A 17,362-nucleotide genomic window follows, 5' to 3' on the forward strand; every position below is an offset into this window, starting at 1 on the left:
CTTTTATAAAAGCCAATTGGCAATCAAGAAATAGGTTCCAATACCTACTAAATCATTGGCTGTGGTAATAAATGGTCCAGATGCCACAGCGGGGTTAATTCCGAATTTATCTAAGAGCAATGGCGTCACAGTACCCATAAACGACGCTAAAAACACAACGGCAAACAATGCCAAACAAACTACCAAAAACAACTGCGGTTCACCGATAACATAAAGATAAACACCTGCCAATACGCCTATCACAAAACCATTAATGAGAGCAACCTGAGCTATTTTTATCAATCTTTCAGAAAGACTTAAGCTCATAGCTGATTTCTCCGCTAAACTCTGCACTATCAATGATGAGGTTTGGATACCAACATTTCCGCCTGTAGAGCCCATAATAGGAATAAACAGAGCCAAGGCGGTAACTTTAATCAACTGATCTTCAAAACCTTTAATGACCGTAGCGGCCATCAAGCTTCCTAGTACCCCTACCACCAGCCATGGTAATCTAGATTTGGCCAATTTCCAGACAGTGTCATCTTCTTCTACTTCTCCTGTAATACCGGTAACGGCTTGAAAATCTTCTTCTGCCCTTTCAGTGATAAAGTCGACCACGTCATCAATAGTGATTCTTCCTAATAAACGACCTATAGCGTTTACAACAGGAAGAGCCTCCAAATCATATCGCTGCATAAGCTCCGCTACTTCTTCTCCAGGCAGTGTAGTGTCCACAGAAACGATGTCTGTTTCTACCAAGTTGGCAATCTTCGTATTCTTTCTAGCCAGTACAATTTCCTTTAAAGATACAATTCCCTTCAGTCTGTTGTCTTCGTCAACCACATATACGGCGTATACTTTATCTACGTTTTCCAGTTGATTCCTTATTTCTTCAATGCACTCATTAACGTTCTGATTTTCATATACCTTAATAAGTTCTTTTTGCATCAATCCACCCGCCACGTCGTCTGGATAATGTAACAAATCCAAAATGAATCTAGCGTGCTCTCTATCTTCTAATAATGCAATTACCTTTTCTCTGACTTCAATGGGCTGCTCATTCAGCAAATCCACCGCATCATCGGAGTCAAATAGATTGACATAAGTGGCTATTTCTTCAACCGTAAATTGCTCGGCAATGAATTTCTTACGGTCGTCTGTATCAATACTCGACAGTACATCTGCTCCTGTTTCGGTATCTAAAAACTGAATAAGGTAATGTGCATCTTCTCCATTTAACTCATAGAGAATACTGGCTATATCAGCAGGAAAGAGATCATTCAGCTCCTTTTTAATAAACTCCTCCGATTTATTTTCGATACCAGATTTTATTTGGTCAAGAAATTCGTTGGTTAATTCAAAATTCATAATACGCTGCTCTTTGCTGATTTTGGAACAAAGATAACAAAAGCCCACGTTAATAAACGCTACAGTTTATAACCTAAATATTAAGCCTTGAAACAAAAAAAGAGCCTGAAAATCATTTCAGGCTCTAAGTATAGCATATATCCCTCTATTAGAAATGGAATATCATTGCAGCACCAATAGTCGTTTGATTATTTTTGCCAGCACCATCACCATCTACTAATTGAAAGCCTGAAGTTGGAGAGTAAGTATCAAATCTAACTTCCGGCTTGAACATCAAATGGTCCGTAATATTTACATTACCAGTAAGCGTTAATGAAGTAACAGCAGAACCATCACCGTTTTCGTCAACTAAATACATACCGCCTTCAGAGTTATCAAAACGTTCAGCTCTTACACCAAGACCAAATTTCTCTGTTAGATTACCGTTTAAGTATAAAGCAGCACCAGACCATTTCTTGGTATCAACACCATTGTTCAAAGAACCATAAGGAACTGCATTTAAACCTATTAAGAAATTATCAGTCACTTGGTATGATGTAGTGATATCAAACCATTTGTATTTCTCAGTTGCACCGCCCAATCCTTCATCAGAAGCGTAGTAGTTTAGGTATAAGTCCCATCCTTCAACTGGAGCCGTATATATCTGAGCCATCACACCCTTTGCCTTGTTAAAATCATCTTTGCTGTCAAGACCATTATTAATTCCTAACATAAATGCAAACTTCTCAGAAGGAGCGATATCTAACTTAATACCTGTATGGTAAAATGGACCATTACCAAATAAGTTAGATAAAGAGTAGTTAAAGTTTGCAGGTGCATCAATAACCTCATATCCAACATTGGTACCGAAAGTACCCGCAGTAAGGCTGAATACATCATTCATGGCCCAACTTAAATATGCTTGCTTAATGGCCATTCCCGTAGTAGAACCTGAAACCCATACATAGTTACCCAAGTCACCATGATTACCAAAAGTCAAATCGATTACCCCAGTAACCGCACCTGCTTCGTAAGTAGTCATTAACTGAGCTAAACCTACTTGAAACGAGTTAGCATTATGATCAAAAATTCTTTCAAAACCGGAAACTCCTAAATTAGCCCCTGCTCCACTTACGCCATTCATATTGGCGAAATAATAAGTATCAACATATCCAGAAAGTGTTAATGGACCTCCTTCTTGAGCCGAAACCGAAAATGCAGTTAAGATAGATACTATTGCGAAATAAACTTTTTTCATTCTTTTATTCTTTAAGATTTTAATTGATTTGTCGTACTTGTTCCGACACAAATATTCGCCATTATTAATATTTGACAAAATTTTATTCTCACTAAATTCATATTTTCCAAATATTAACCATTTAAACTTAGAATAATTCTATTTACATAGTGCACAGGATATTATTTGGGTAAATTACACAATGACAAAACTTTAACACTTCTACCACAAGTTTGAAAACATTATCTCTTTCCAGCTCCCTTCACTCGAATGTTTTTTTTGAGAGCATCTTAATACATGGATAAATGGTCACCGTTTAGACCATTAAATCGAGTAACATTTCGTTGCTCTACTTATTAGAACTAAGACAATCTTTAAGACTTTTTTTGAGCTATATAAATCAGGATTACGCTTTAACATGCTCATCCAGTCTTACGTTTACACACTTAGAACTCCTTTTTTAAATTTGGTTTGAAACAAAAAAAAGGGTGCCAGAAGGCACCCTTTTTAAAATCTATAATAACCGAATTAATTAGTAGCAAAATCTCCATAAGCAGACATACCATGCTCATGGTCATCTAAGCCATCTATTTCTTCTTCTTTACTTACTCTCAAGCCTAATGTAGATTTCAAGGCGAAAAGAATAAGACCAGAGGTCAAAAGACAGAAGACTGCATAACAAGCTACGCCTATGGCTTGAATTCCTAATTGCTCAAAACTTCCAGTAGTGATGAAACCTTTGGCTCCAAATATACCTACTGCAAGGGTACCGAAAATACCACAGATTAAGTGTACCGCAACCGCTCCAACAGGATCGTCCAGTTTAACTTTATCAATCAGTGTTACTGATATGACTACAATTACACCGGCAATTAAACCTATTAAGATAGCATCAAGTGGCATCATTTGGTCAGCACCTGCAGTAATACCTACAAGACCAGCAAGAATACCATTCAACATCATTGTTAAATCATATTGCTTGTTTTTCAATAAATCAAAAACAAACGCTCCCATTCCACCAGCAGCAGCAGCTAAACAAGTAGTAACTAAAGTAAGTGAAGTTCCAGCTGGGTCTGCAGACAATACAGAACCACCGTTAAAACCAAACCAACCTAACCAAAGAATAAGAACACCAGCCGCAGCCAATGGTAAACTATGACCAGGGATTGGCTTAGAAGTACCATCTTCACCGAATTTACCAATTCTTGAACCTAATAAATAAATAGCTACTAAAGCAGCCCATCCACCTACAGAGTGAACTAGCGTAGAACCTGCGAAATCATAAAAACCCATTTCGCTTAGGAAACCACCACCCCACTGCCAAGAACCGGCTATTGGGTAAACAATTCCTACATATATAACTGTAAATATCATGAAGCTTCCAAGCTTAATACGCTCAGCTACAGCACCAGACACAATCGTGGCGGCTGTGGCAGCAAACATACCTTGGAATAAGAAATCTGTCCAGTATGTGTAACCACCACTTGCATATTCTGGGGTTAAACCATTCTCTGGAAGAGCTATTCCAAATCCAGCGAAACCAAAGTAACCGTTAAATTCGCCTGGGTACATTAAATTAAACCCACAAAGTGCATATAATAAAAGACCGATACAGATAATGAATACATTTTTAAATAAGATGTTAACAGTATTTTTAGAACGGGTCAAACCTATTTCTAAAAAAGAGAAGCCTAAGTGCATAAAAAACACGAGGGCCGTACAGATCATCATCCATACATTATTGGCGGTAAATAATCCATCCATAACTAGTGATTCAGTTTAAGTTAATTGTTAATATTTTTAGATACTCCTTTTGTTGTACACTTTCGAAACTTGAACATTTAAGATATTTTTTGGAATCAAGTACATCTAACTGAACTTTATCTTTAAACTTTCAAATTCGAAATAGTGATGCAATAATATGGCATTAATCATTATTGACCAAATTTTATTCTACTTTTATTGATTTTATGCTTACATTATTTTAAGTATTAAAAATTGGACTATTTCCTGAAATGGCTCTTCATAGCTAACTTAAAGCCCTCTTTAACAACTCATTGTGGTTCCTTAAGAAAGAAAAAAAAATAAAAAAATAATTCCCAAAAGTATAATATTCTAAGAAATCGAACTTTTTAGATTTAAAATTCTGCAAAAAAAAAGAGTAGCCTAAGCTACTCTTTATAAAAGTCATTTTACCCTAATTAGTTAATCGCAGGCTTTCCTTTTTCGCCTGTACGAATTCTAATGGTTTCAATCATATCAGAAACAAAGATTTTACCATCTCCAACGTTTCCAGTATAAGCGGCCTTCGTGATAGCCTCAATAGTTCTATCCAAGAATTCATCTGAAACTACAATAGACACATATCTTCTTTGAATGTCTGTGGTGCTATAACTGATAGTTCTATAAATGTGGCCTTCTTTTTCGTTTCCTACGCCCGTTACGTCCCAGTAGCTAAAAAAGTTAACTTCTACAGCATGTAAAGCATCACGAACTTCTGAAAACTTAGACTTACGAACAATGGCTTCTATTTTTTTCATTTTTGTTATGATTTTGAAATTAATGTAAAATTATATTTTGGTTTTAAATGTAAAGAAAAAATATTCAAAGGGAATTAAAACAATTTGGCAAATTTAAATTCGATTACCATTTGCTATGAAAAATACAATTTATAATCTGATATGTTCAATTGAAATACCGAGAAGTAAACCCCTATTTTACAATAACAATTATTGCCTTTGAGCCAAAAACGAAAGAATGTTCTGCATTTGATCTAATTATCAAAACAAGCAAAAGATATCACACACACATCACTTATTTCCAGTATTTTATATGTTTTCTTCACTAGCAAAGATTAAGAAGAATGGTGATATTACCAAAAGATAGCGGCTCATCAAAATTCGAATAATTAAGAATTATCTACTTAAAATACAAAGAAGCACTTCCTAAAAGAAAGCACTTCTTATGTAAGCCAATTTTTAAACCTAAAACCAACTAATTAGTGAAAGAATATTTTTTTTAATCTAAACCTAAAATTCTACGATTTACAGCCTCATCTGCCCCTGTAGAGGCAAAATCATCAAAAGCTCTAGTCACAACTTCTATAATATGGCTCTGAATAAATGGTGCTCCTTCGGTGGCTCCCTGATCAGAATCTTTGATACAGCACTCCCATTCTAAAACCGCCCAGCCATCATAACCATATTGAGACAGTTTACTGAAAATGGCTTTGAAATCCACTTGACCGTCTCCTAAAGAACGAAAACGTCCTGCTCTATCTGCCCAGCCTGCATAAGCACTATAAACACCTTGCTTACCTGTTGGATTAAATTCCGCATCTTTCACATGAAAAGCTTTTATCCTTTCGTGATAGAAATCAATAAACTGAACATAATCTAAGGCTTGAAGCACAAAATGACTCGGGTCATAGTTGATATTAGCCCTAGGATGACCATCCAAAGCTTCTAAAAACATTTCAAAAGTGGTACCATCATGAACATCCTCTCCTGGGTGCAACTCATAACAATAATCTACGCCACACTCGTCATAAACATCTAAAATGGGCTTCCATCTCGCTGCCAATTCTTTGAAAGCAGTTTCTATCAGACCAGATGGTCGCTGTGGCCATGGGTACAAAAACGGCCAAGCCAATGCACCTGTAAAACCTACATGAGAAGTCAAACCTAAGTTTTTAGAAGCCAAGGCTCCTAGTTTACATTGCTGTATAGCCCACGCTCTTCTAGCGGGCTCATTATTACTTAATTCTGCCGGACCAAAAGCATCATACATGGCATTATAAGTAGGATGAGAAGCAACCAACTGACCCTGCAAATGCGTGCTCAGTTCCGTGATTTCTAATCCTTTATCCTTCATTTTACCTTTTAGTTCATCGCAGTAAGTTTTAGATTCCGCAGCTTTGGCCAAATCCATTATTCTAGGATCCCATGTTGGCAACTGAATCCCTTTATAGCCTTTACCAGCCATGTAGTCTGCTAGGGTGTCTAATGAGTTAAACGGAGCATCATCTCCTAGAAACTGTGCAAGAAAAACACCAGGTCCTTTTATGGTTTTCATTTTAATGTCTTTTAAATGTTAGTATTGAATAATTTCCTTCTTTACGCACCATTAAACCTTTGTCCAGGTTCTAGATCTGTGACTCTCTAAGATTCTTTCACAAATCAATAGCTCTCTGTAACCATCAGCAAACGTTGGGAAAGTAGGATTTTCCGGCTGTTTCCCAGCTTCAATAGCCGCATATACTTCCTTAAAAAGTTGCTTCGAGGTATCCGGAAAACCTTCATTATGTCCTCCAGGGAAAGAAACCACACTCTGTACACCATCGGCTACCAAAGAAGGGTCTTTCATCAATACCTCGTTTGCTTTTTCTCTATGCCCCAACCAAAGTTCATTTGGTCTTTCAGAATTGAAAGCAAAGGTTTTCTTAGAACCAGATATTTCTACTTTCAATTGGTTCTTACGACCTGCAGAAACCTGAGATACCGTGATACAACCTGCATTTCCGTTATCAAAACGAAGTAATACATTGGCGTGATCTTCGGTAGTAATGTTTACATCTTCATAATCATCTGGTCCTAACGCTTCACCAGAATAGGTAGCAATGGCTTTTTTCGGCTTCTTTCTTACATCGTGCACCGTGTTAAAGTCTGCCATAAGTTCTACTGTCTTTAGACCAGTCACATATTCAATGATATCCATTAAATGCGACCCAATGTCGGCAATGGCCCTAGAGTCACCAGACTTATCTGGCTCCAATCTCCAGTTATAATCCGTATTAAAGTACAGCCAATCTTGCAAATAAGAACCGATGATAGAAAACACCTCTCCTAACTCCCCTTTCTCACGCAACACTTTCATTTGACGTACCATAGGGTAATATCTCAAATTAAAATGAACCGCATTTACAAGACCAGATTTAGCCGCTATTTCTACCAATTCTTCTGCCTCATGTAAATCTTTTGCTAATGGCTTCTCACATACCACATGCTTACCAGCCTCTAAAGCGGCTTTTGACTGTGAATAGTGAAGGAAATTTGGTGTACAGATATGAATACACTGAATTTCGTCCATTTTAAGAAGGTTCTCAAAAGTGCAACCTACAGCTATCCCTAATTCTGCGGCTTTCTTATCTGCTAATTCTTGGGTCACTTCGCACAAAGCCACCACTTCTACGTTTGGCAATCTCCTCAAAGCTTCTATATGTGCAGGCCCTATGAACCCCGTACCTACTACTCCTACTTTAATTTTTGACATTTTTAACTAAGGCCCCTAGGCCGGTTATGGTTATTTATAAATTCTTGGTCATTCGATAGTTGAGTAATTCAACTCCGTCTTCTTTAGTATTCGAGTTTTTTCTAAAACTTAAAAAGCCATTTCTTTTAAAAAACATAAATGCAGAAACACTCACGTCACTCTCAATCTGCGTTAATCCTCGTGACTTTGCCTCATCATTTATTTCCTTCAAAAGCCTCTTGGCTATACCTTTTCTTTGATGTTCGGCATGAACAAACATAAAATCTAAGTATCCTTTATTATCTAAGTTTGTCTTTTCCAGAGATGCAAAACCTAATAAGTCGTCGTTATGCCATGCTAAAACAAAATACTGGTCTTTGATGGCACTCTCCCACCTTTCTTCATGATTTACAGCATCACACCAAATTTGAATTTCACGCTCACTATAATCCTTCGAACAGCATTTCTTAACTGTATTGACAAACAAAGCTTTAATATCTGGTAAATCTAAAATCTCAGCTTGTCTAATTTCAATATCCATTTCTAATGCGAGTCACTTAGATTTCAAACTTAGTCCATTTAATGGTATCATCATTTGCCGATTTCACTACCGTTTGAATGAAACCCATCCCCCTTAAGCCTTCTTCTATACCAGGGTAATCATATATCTCAGGATTATAAGAACCTGTGGCTGCACCACCTCCTAGTCCACCTGTAACAGATTTATCTGCTTCTTGTCCTGCTCTATGCCTTAAAGCCTTCGCGAAATTTCTGTAAATGCTGGCAAAAGTTTCAATATAACCCTCTGGATGCCCAGCCGGCTGACGTGTATGTGCCTGTGCATGTTCAGAAAGCTGGCCTACTCCAGTTCTTATTATTCTTGATCCGGTATCTTGATTGGTTAGCTCCAAGGTATTTGGCTCCATTTGTCTCCACTTTAAACCACCCTTCGTACCGTAAATACGAATATTAAGGTCATTCTCTTCTCCATGACAGATTTGAGAATTATGCAGCACACCTTTTGCTCCATTATTAAACCTTAACAGAATATTGGCGTCATCGTCTAACCTTCTTCCTTCCACAAAAATAGTAAGGTCTGCACAAAGTTCTGTAATCTCTAAACCCGTGATATACTCTGCCAAGTTTTCGGCATGCGTTCCTATGTCACCCACGCCACCTGCAGCACCACATCGTTCTGGGTCTGTTCTCCAGTCGGCTTGTTTATTACCAGAACCTTCTAATAAATGGTACAACCAACCCTGTGGATACTCTACTATCACCTTTCTGATTTCACCAATAACACCTGTTTTAACGAGATGTTTGGCTTCCTTCACCATGGGATAGGCCGTATAATTATGAGTAAGGGCAAAAGGAAGTTTTGTTTCTTCCAATATTACTTTTAAATCTTTGGCCTCTTGAGTGGTTAAAGTAACTGGTTTATCCATCAATACTGGAAAACCGTTTTCTAGGGCAAATTTTGCCGCAGGAAAATGAACATGATTAGGAACTACAATAGACACAAAGTCCATTCTTTCACCTTCTGGAAGTTCTTTTTCCTTCAAAATCATCTCCTCATAAGAGCCATAAACTCGGCTTTCATCTAAATACAAAGCCTCTCCCGTAGCTTTTGACTTTTCTGGATTGGAGCTAAAAGCTCCACACACCAACTCCACCTCTCCATCTAACGCAGCTCCTCTTCTATGTACCGCACCAATAAATGCCTCCAATGAGCCACCTATCATACCCATCCTTATTTTTCTATTCATTTATTCCTTTTTAGGGTTTCAATTGATAAAATCGCGTTGCAATTTAAGGAAAATCATAACGACACCTCAAATTAAACAGTCCAAATTTTTTCTCCAAAATACGGGCAAATTAAACTGTAAAATATTTATCCCATCGATTCAAAAAACAAAAGGAAATATTTCATACAAACAGCTTAAAGCTATTTTTGATAAGGAAAATTGATTTGTACAATTTTGACAATTATCTTTTGATGGAAAGCCAAAAAAACTATTTTTACGACTCATATAATCAACCCTAATCTAATATCACAAAATGGTAAATGATAAAAAACTCTTTTTAGCCAGCTGTTTTGCCCTGATTACTACGGCATTCTCTTTCAGCATTAGTGCTGGTACACTTAAACAATTAGGTACAGACCTTGGCTACACAGCCGAAAATCTAGGTTACATAAACTCTTTATGGTTTTTTGGTTTTCCTATCGCTATGATTATTGGTGGTTTAATTTACCACTCTATCGGGCCTAAAAAAATCATGCAAATTGCGTTTGTCAGTCACTTTGTAGGTGCTGCACTTACATTATATGCTATTTACTTTGTTACTGACGCTAGTTACGCTATGCTTCTTTTCTCTAATCTTCTTATGGGTATAGGTTGTGGATGTACTGAGGCTGCCTGTAATCCTATGATTGCAGATACCTATGAAGGAGACACTAGAAACAAGATGCTAAACCGTTTTCATATGTGGTTCCCTGGTGGAATTTTCTTAGGGGCTTTAATTTCAGAATTAATGACTAACCTGGGATTATCTTGGCAGAGTCAGTTTTGGTTAATTCCAATTCCTGCTCTTATCTATTTCTTCCTATTTAGAGGTCAAGCATTCCCAGAAAGTAAAAGTGAGCAAGCTGGTTCGTTGACCGGAAACTTTAAGGCCATGTGGAGTTGGTTATTCGTCTTCATATTTGCTTGTATGGCTTTAACAGCAATTACAGAATTTGGTCCACAAAAATGGACAGGTTTAATTATGGAGAGCTCTGGAGCTAAGCCAATGTTAATTCTTGCTTTAACCGCAGGACTTATGGCTGTTTTAAGGTTTTTTGGAGGTCCAGTTACAAAAGTTCTTGGGCAAACAGGTGTTTTACTAGGTGGAGCGGTGTTAGCTACATTAGGAATCTACTTATTCAGCACGCAAACTGGTGCAATGGCTTATGTTGCGGCTATTTTCTTTGCTTTAGGTGTGGCTTTCTTCTGGCCAACTATGATTGGTTTTGTAGCAGCCAAAATACCAAAAAGTGGAGCTTTAGGCATGTCGATCATCGGTGGTATAGGTATGTTCTCAACTGCTATATTCCAACCATTTATAGGTGGCTGGATAGACAGTGACATTGCAGAGCAAAGTGCACTTGGTCTTACAGGAGCAGAGCTTGATTTAGCTGCCGGACAAGCCACATTAACTACAATGATGACTTTCCCAATTATATTGATAGTCGCTTTTACGATATTATTTTTCTGGCAAAAAAGCAGCTCTAAAACAGTTGATGCTTAATATAAATACGAAAGCATTTTAAACAAAAGCACCCTTTCTTTTAAAAGTTAGGGTGCTTTTATTTCTTTAAAGACGTAATGTAAATGAACGCGATAATTGATTTAGGAAATACTTTAGGGAAACTAGCCTTTTTTGACGGCCTTAAGATGACCTCTTTGGAAAGAGGCTTAAGTGTTAAAAAGATTGCTCAAACCTTAAATAAAGTTAAACCTGAAAAAATTATCATTTGCTCGGTTACCAAATCTACGGAAGAATTAGAGTTCATTTTTAAAGACTTTGAGTCTAAGCATATTCTTTCGCATCACAGTGAAATTCCAATTAAAAATGGATATGAAACGCCGAGCACATTGGGATATGACAGAATAGCGGCCGCAGTGGGTGCTTTCTATCTTTTTCCAAACGAAAACTGTTTGATTATTGAAATGGGAACCGCCATAAAGTACGATTACTTAACAAAGGAGGGCGTTTTTAAGGGAGGAATAATTTCTCCAGGTTTGCAGATGCGGTTTAAAGCTCTACACACTTTCACTAAAAAACTGCCGTTAATTAATGCAGATGGCATTCCAGACTTAATAGGCACTTCCACAGAGAGCTGTATGAAGAGTGGCGTGGTAAATGGAATGGCGGCAGAGATAAACGGACTTATTTCTAGGTATCAAGAAAAGGAAGGATTAAAAATTATAATAGGCGGAGGAGATGCCGTTTTTTTTGAAAGTCAGATTAATTATACGACATTTGCGGCTTCAAATCTGGTCCTTGAAGGACTAAACAGAATATTAATACATAATGCTGAGAACAAAAACTTTACTAAGTAGTCTCATTTTACTTTTCACTATTCAGAACGTATTTTCCCAAGGTCAAGGTAATACACCTTACTCGGTATTTGGATATGGAGAACTGTCAGAACCAAGTTCAGCATCACAAGATATGATGGGAGGCACAGGTGCTTCTTTCTCAAATGCTTTTTATGTAAACCTAATTAACCCGGCTCTTCTGGTTAAGAACAGGGTAGCTTCGGGCTTAAAATATGTGGCTTTTGACTTGGGTTTAAAAGGAAACTCAAGAACCATTAATACTTCTAATGCTACGCAGTACGATTTAGGGATGAACTTAAGTCACCTTTCTTTAACCACACCTATTAATGCCAACTGGGCCATGGCTGTGGCTCTTAGACCGTACAGCATGGTTGACTATAGTTCTCAATACACAGAGAGCATAACGGGTTCTCCTAATGAGACCGTGAATTATATCAATTCCAACTCAGGCGGTATTTCTAGAATATCCTATGTCAACTCCTTTAGAATTAAAGAAAAATTCTATCTAGGTGTCGAAGGAGCATATAATTTTGGAACCATAACGAAAGACAGCAGCAGTTACCTTTTCGGCTTAGCTTCAAACCAATTACGTAATAGTTCTAGAATTACACTTAAAGGGGCATCTCTAAAAGTTGGAGCTGCATACCAAACTAAAATTTCTGAGAAATGGCGATTTAACGTAGGTGGTTCTGCTGAATTATCAAGTACGCTTAAAGGTGATTTACTTAAAACCTTTGGTAACTACGCCGACACCGGAGACGGTGCCGTTTTAGTCAGTGTTCCTGACACCATTTCTTTAACCAACATTAGTGCTTCTACCCCACCACAATACAGGGTTGGAATTAGCTTTGAAAGTCCTTTCAATTGGGTTTTTGCGGCAGATTATCACACCACACAGTGGTCGAAGCATACTGCTTTAGATAAAGAATCAGCTAAATATTTGACAAACACTCAAGAATATAAATTTGGTATAGAGTGGCTTCCAAACTCTTCTTCAACCAAATACTATAATCAAGTTTTCTATCGAGTGGGTTTTGCTACTGGAGATACGCCTTATTTCATTAATAACATCAAAGTAAAGGATAATAGATTCACAATGGGTCTATCTCTTCCTATGGGCTTTAGAAACCCAAGTTACGTGAATTTAGGCATTGCCTTAGGAAGTAGAGGAACTACCGCTAATAACTTGGTACAGGAAAAATATGTGCGTTTTTCTGCCAGTATGAGTTTATTAAGCCCGTGGTTTATTAAGCCTAGAATTGACTAATTAACTGTTTTGCTTATGCGTTGGCTAATGTTTCCTTTCTTATTGGGCTTATTGGCTTCATGCCAACAAGAAGAGGAAGAAAAGACGCCTTTTCTTTATACCGGCCCCATTATGGTCGTAAACGACATGGCCATAGCCTATTCGGACTCTGGAAGGGTGGCGGTTAAAATGTCAACTGCTGTACAGGAAAAAATGCAAAACGAGGACGAATACTATCCTAAAGCCGTGTATGTCAATTTTATAAATAAAGACGCCGTAGAATACAGTTCTTTAAGAGGAGATAGTGCTCGATACATTAAAAGTGAAGACCACTACGTAATCATGGGCAATGTTTTTTTCTATAATAGAGAAGAACAACAAAGTCTTTCTACCAATGAACTGATCTGGAACCCTAAGAAGAAAAAAGTCTACAGTAATAAAAAAGTGCAGGTAAACACGCCTACCGACCAGCTGATTGGCAATGGCATGGAAGCCGCACAAGATTTTAGCACCTATAAATTTATTGGAGGAATTACAGGCTTTTTCAAAGTAGATTCCCTTATAACCCAGCCAGACACCACACAATCAAGAGTTTTAAAGTAAACCTACTTGCAGTTTTCTAAACTCTGCTCTACCATCGACACCTTAACCATTTCATCGCTGTTTAAGAAAGCTTTTTTAAGATATGTACTTAGTTGAGCCAAATCTAGATTATAAATTTTAGGATTGGCTGGCATGGCTTGGTCATAAGTTTGCCCATTAACCTCCACTTTGCCAGATGCTCCGTTTTTAATAATGCAAATTATTTGTTCGGTATCTTTCAAATGCTCATTGTTCGCCAACGGCGGATATAAATTCCTTAAACCTTCACCTTGAGCACCGTGGCAATTGGCACAGTTTTGCTGATACATTAACTCACCATTGACCAAGTATTTTTCATACTCCATGGTATCTGAATCTGTACAAGAAACCAAACCACCTAAAACTGCAACTAAACCGACTATTTTCCTCAATCTTCTTCTTTTAAAAGTAATTCTATATCTCTGATAAGCTGACTGACCTGATCCGCTACAGTACCATCATAAACGCCTCTCACATGCCTTTTTCCATCTACCAGCATAAAAGCTCCAGAGTGAATAAAGCCTCCCGTTTCTTCAGGTGCCAGCGTATCTTCCGCTGCTGTCACCATATAAGATTTTTCAGCCATACTATATATTTCCTCTTGATCGCCTGTGACAAACTGCCATTTTTTACCTGTCACGCCTAAAGCCACTGCATAGTCGTGCAATACCTGAACAGAATCATGGTAAGGGTCTATGGTGTGAGAAAGAATGGCCACACGGTCGTTCCCTTCAAAATGCTCATAAATCCTCAACATTTGGGATTTCATGACTGGACAGATGGTTGGGCAAGAAGTAAAAAAGAAGTCTGAAACATATACTTTCCCATCCAAATTCTCATTGGTCACAGGCTCACCGTATTGATTGGTAAACTTAAAGTCTGCGATTTGATGAGGTACTTCGTTTCCGGCGTCGTCCACCGTAGTTCTTCCTAAAACAGGTAAAGAGGCTTCCTCTACATTACAAGACAATAAACCGACGGCTAAAAAGGCTAAAACCAATAATTTACTCATGCTCTGCTATAAATGTTTTGGCTGTTTCCATGGAAGACTTTGTATCCGTTTCAATCGCTTTTATTTTGTCGTTTAAACCTTCATATAGCTTAATTTTCTCCGCTTTATCTTCCACGTCGTTCATGGCTGTACCAAAATCCTCCATCCAAGTATACATGTCTTCATTAGCTACCATAAGCGTTCGTCCTATTTCTGTCGCTGTAATTTTTAGAGAATCTGAATCCTCCAAACCCGCTACACTTTCTAAAACCTTAGCTTTTAACTTAGGCAATTGCATGCTTTGAGGCATTATCGCATCATGACCTTCCATGAGCTCCGTATAAAGCGACTCTATTTTTACATCTTGCTGACTTGGACCGCAAGCTACCAAAAGACTAAATAAAGCCACAAATCCAAAAAAGTTTTTCATCATTTTTATATACTATTGTTGTAATAATTCTAAGGCACTTTGAATAGAGCTATCAGACGGATTCTCTCCGCCTATCATTTTAGCTATCTCCAGAATACGCTCGTTTTCTTCTAATTTCTTAATACTACTTACGGTTCTTTCGGCCGTGTCGTTTTTATACACAAAGAAATGGCTGGTACCTTTTCCTGCAATTTGATGCAAGTGTGTAATGGCCATCACTTGCATGTTTTGGCTCATTTGACGCATCATTTGACCCATTTTCATGGCCACTTCGCCAGAAATACCCGTGTCTATTTCATCAAAGATGATGGAAGGCATGGCTGTTTTCTCTGCCAAAATATATTTCAAAACCAGCATTAGTCTAGAAAACTCGCCTCCTGAAGCTACTTTTCTTAAACCCTGAAGGGCAAAACCTTTGTTGGCAGAAAACAAAAATTGAACTTTATCTAGTCCACTTTTATCTACGGCCTGCTCTTCCCTTTCTATGTTAAAGTCAGCATTGGGAATACCTAGCTCTTGCAAAAGGGCCACCACTCTTTTCTCCAATTCTGGTTTTATCGAGAGCCTCTTCTTAGACAGCAAGGCACCACTTTTTAAAACCTCTTTTTCGGCCGCTTCTAAAATCTTTTTAAGTTGACCCAACTTGTCGTCAAAGTTGAGTACATCTTGAACTTTCTCCTCTAGACTATTTTTGATGGCAACAAGCTCCAAAATGGTTTTGACACCATGCTTCTGCTGTAGCCTAAAAATCAAGTCTAATCTACCTTTAAGTAGTTCTATCTGCTCTGGATTATACTCCACCTCCTCTTCAAACTTCTCTATCTCTTCCGCGATATCAGAAAGTTCTACTTGAACACTTTGAAGCCTCTTCTTTAATTCTCCGTAGGCTCCTGCATATTTCACAATGCCCGTCAGCTGTGTTCCGGCATCTTGAATGGCAGAAATGAGAGACTGCTCTGGGTGATTTAAAATGGCAGAAACCTGGCTTAATTTGAGTTTGACCTCCTCTGCGTTTTCTAAGACAGCCAACTGCTCTTCTGCTATTTCTAACTCGTCTTCCTTTAGTTTAGCTTCTACCAATTCTTCAAAAAGGAAATTATTATAATCAAATTCCTTTTTCAGGTTAATAGACTCCTCTTCCAATAAGTTCAGTTCTTTTTTCGCCTTCCTATATGCCTTAAAGTCTGTGGCATAGGCTTGTAAGAGAGCTTCATTGCCTGCATAAGCATCAATCAAATCCAACTGGTAATCGGAATCTCCTAAAAGGATGGAATCGTGCTGAGAGTGAACGTCCAGAAGTTTTTCACTTATTTTTTTTAGCACATCCAGTGTAACAGGAGAGTCATTAATAAATGCTCTGGACTTACCAGATGGAGCTATTTCCCTTCTTATAATACAAGGGTTTTCGTAATCTAAATCTGCAGATTTAAACAACTCTGAAAGCTTATAGGCTCCTATATCAAAGGTACCTTCTATGAAACACTTTCTTTCCTCACTGTAAAGAGCTTTAGAGTCTGCCCTGTTACCCATGAGTAAGCCCAACGCTCCTAGCATGATAGATTTACCGGCACCCGTTTCTCCAGTAATAATATTTAAATGGGCATCAGGAGAAATTTCCAGATGCTCAATAAGGGCGTAATTTTTTATTAGAAGGTGAGCTAGCATGACACATTTTACTTGTCTGCAAAACTAGTCATTGACAAGCTCGATAACAAAAGCTTATAGCCTAATTTCTTAATAGTTTAGGCCAAAGTTTTTAGCAAAACCTAACTTGGCTTTTTTTGTACTATAACCGCTATTCCCTTGAATTTATGAGGGTGTACATCACCCTAACCGGCTTTGAAGGATTATCATCTGTGCCGAAAAAAGGTTTATCGGTTTTACTGCAAGCAGATAAATGATACTAACCAGCTTTCAGATCGCCAATTCTGAAAATAATAGACCATTCTAGTTCTTTAAGAATAGTCAATATTTAGCTACAAAAATAGCACACTGACATCGACACAATATTGCACTTTTTCACTTTAACAATATTAAGTTTCAGTATATTATTATTTATCAGATAATAAATCTGAGTAATCAACATATTATGAAATATACTTTTGAATAAGCCATCATTGGCAGTAATTTCGACCAATTCGTAATCATTAAAGCA

The 17,362-nt window shown here is 37.7% G+C and carries 16 protein-coding genes; 4 read left to right on the forward strand and 12 right to left on the reverse strand.

The features are described from left to right. Nucleotides 1-3: 3 nt before the first annotated feature. The 8 genes from mgtE to ACSBFT_RS07555 form a co-directional block, all read right to left on the reverse strand. A complete protein-coding gene (mgtE, locus tag ACSBFT_RS07520) occupies nt 4-1,350 on the reverse strand; it encodes a magnesium transporter (RefSeq protein WP_463044392.1) in 1,347 nt (448 codons plus the stop codon). Between the two features lie 148 nt (nt 1,351-1,498). Next, nucleotides 1,499-2,587: an outer membrane beta-barrel protein gene (locus tag ACSBFT_RS07525; protein WP_463044391.1), complete on the reverse strand. Its 1,089-nt coding sequence runs from the start codon at nt 2,585-2,587 to the stop codon at nt 1,499-1,501. 507 nt (nt 2,588-3,094) lie between these two features. Further along, nucleotides 3,095-4,330 carry an ammonium transporter gene (locus ACSBFT_RS07530; protein WP_463044390.1) on the reverse strand — a complete coding sequence of 412 codons (1,236 nt, stop codon included), beginning with the start codon at nt 4,328-4,330 and terminating at the stop codon, nt 3,095-3,097. Between the two features lie 437 nt (nt 4,331-4,767). Continuing rightward, complete coding sequence (locus ACSBFT_RS07535; RefSeq protein WP_489604127.1) at nt 4,768-5,106, reverse strand: P-II family nitrogen regulator; 339 nt, start codon at nt 5,104-5,106, stop codon at nt 4,768-4,770. Nucleotides 5,107-5,584: 478 nt separating this feature from the next. Further along, on the reverse strand, nt 5,585-6,640 hold the full coding sequence (locus tag ACSBFT_RS07540; protein ID WP_489604128.1) for a sugar phosphate isomerase/epimerase family protein: 1,056 nt from the start codon (nt 6,638-6,640) through the stop codon (nt 5,585-5,587). Nucleotides 6,641-6,691: 51 nt separating this feature from the next. Continuing rightward, on the reverse strand, nt 6,692-7,837 hold the full coding sequence (locus ACSBFT_RS07545) for a Gfo/Idh/MocA family protein (RefSeq protein WP_489604129.1): 1,146 nt from the start codon (nt 7,835-7,837) through the stop codon (nt 6,692-6,694). A 34-nt stretch (nt 7,838-7,871) separates the two neighbouring features. Then, entirely contained in the window at nt 7,872-8,357 is a 486-nt protein-coding gene (locus ACSBFT_RS07550) for a GNAT family N-acetyltransferase (protein ID WP_463046785.1), read from the reverse strand. 16 nt (nt 8,358-8,373) lie between these two features. Beyond that, nucleotides 8,374-9,582, reverse strand: a complete 1,209-nt coding sequence (locus ACSBFT_RS07555; RefSeq protein ID WP_489604130.1) for a Gfo/Idh/MocA family protein — start codon at nt 9,580-9,582, stop codon at nt 8,374-8,376. A 292-nt stretch (nt 9,583-9,874) separates the two neighbouring features. Between ACSBFT_RS07555 and ACSBFT_RS07560 the strand changes: the two genes are divergently transcribed. The 4 genes from ACSBFT_RS07560 to lptC all read left to right on the forward strand — a co-directional run bounded on the left by ACSBFT_RS07560 (nt 9,875) and on the right by lptC (nt 13,768). Next, entirely contained in the window at nt 9,875-11,104 is a 1,230-nt protein-coding gene (locus ACSBFT_RS07560; protein WP_489604131.1) for an MFS transporter, read from the forward strand. 83 nt (nt 11,105-11,187) lie between these two features. Then, a complete protein-coding gene (locus ACSBFT_RS07565) occupies nt 11,188-11,919 on the forward strand; it encodes a type III pantothenate kinase (RefSeq protein WP_489604132.1) in 732 nt (243 codons plus the stop codon). Next, entirely contained in the window at nt 11,891-13,186 is a 1,296-nt protein-coding gene (gene bamG / locus ACSBFT_RS07570) for a BamG family beta-barrel-assembly machinery protein (RefSeq protein ID WP_463046782.1), read from the forward strand. Before ACSBFT_RS07565 ends, bamG begins: the two co-directional genes overlap by 29 nt. Nucleotides 13,187-13,201: 15 nt before the next feature. Next, nucleotides 13,202-13,768, forward strand: coding sequence for an LPS export ABC transporter periplasmic protein LptC (lptC, locus tag ACSBFT_RS07575; RefSeq protein ID WP_463046781.1), 567 nt, complete (start codon nt 13,202-13,204; stop codon nt 13,766-13,768). Nucleotides 13,769-13,770: 2 nt separating this feature from the next. Here the strand turns inward: lptC and ACSBFT_RS07580 are convergent, their stop codons facing one another. Genes ACSBFT_RS07580 through recN form a run of 4 tightly spaced genes read right to left on the reverse strand, consistent with a single transcriptional unit; the run spans nt 13,771 to nt 16,872 of the window. Next, a complete protein-coding gene (locus ACSBFT_RS07580) occupies nt 13,771-14,178 on the reverse strand; it encodes a c-type cytochrome (protein WP_489604133.1) in 408 nt (135 codons plus the stop codon). Next, nucleotides 14,175-14,798, reverse strand: a complete 624-nt coding sequence (locus tag ACSBFT_RS07585; RefSeq protein ID WP_463046779.1) for an SCO family protein — start codon at nt 14,796-14,798, stop codon at nt 14,175-14,177. The genes ACSBFT_RS07580 and ACSBFT_RS07585 overlap by 4 nt, the downstream gene beginning before the upstream one ends. Continuing rightward, on the reverse strand, nt 14,791-15,210 hold the full coding sequence (locus tag ACSBFT_RS07590; RefSeq protein WP_489604134.1) for a hypothetical protein: 420 nt from the start codon (nt 15,208-15,210) through the stop codon (nt 14,791-14,793). Before ACSBFT_RS07590 ends, ACSBFT_RS07585 begins: the two co-directional genes overlap by 8 nt. A 9-nt stretch (nt 15,211-15,219) precedes the next feature. Continuing rightward, on the reverse strand, nt 15,220-16,872 hold the full coding sequence (recN, locus tag ACSBFT_RS07595; RefSeq protein ID WP_489604135.1) for a DNA repair protein RecN: 1,653 nt from the start codon (nt 16,870-16,872) through the stop codon (nt 15,220-15,222). Nucleotides 16,873-17,362 lie beyond the last annotated feature (490 nt).

The organism is Arcticibacterium sp. SM2516, from assembly GCF_057914865.1.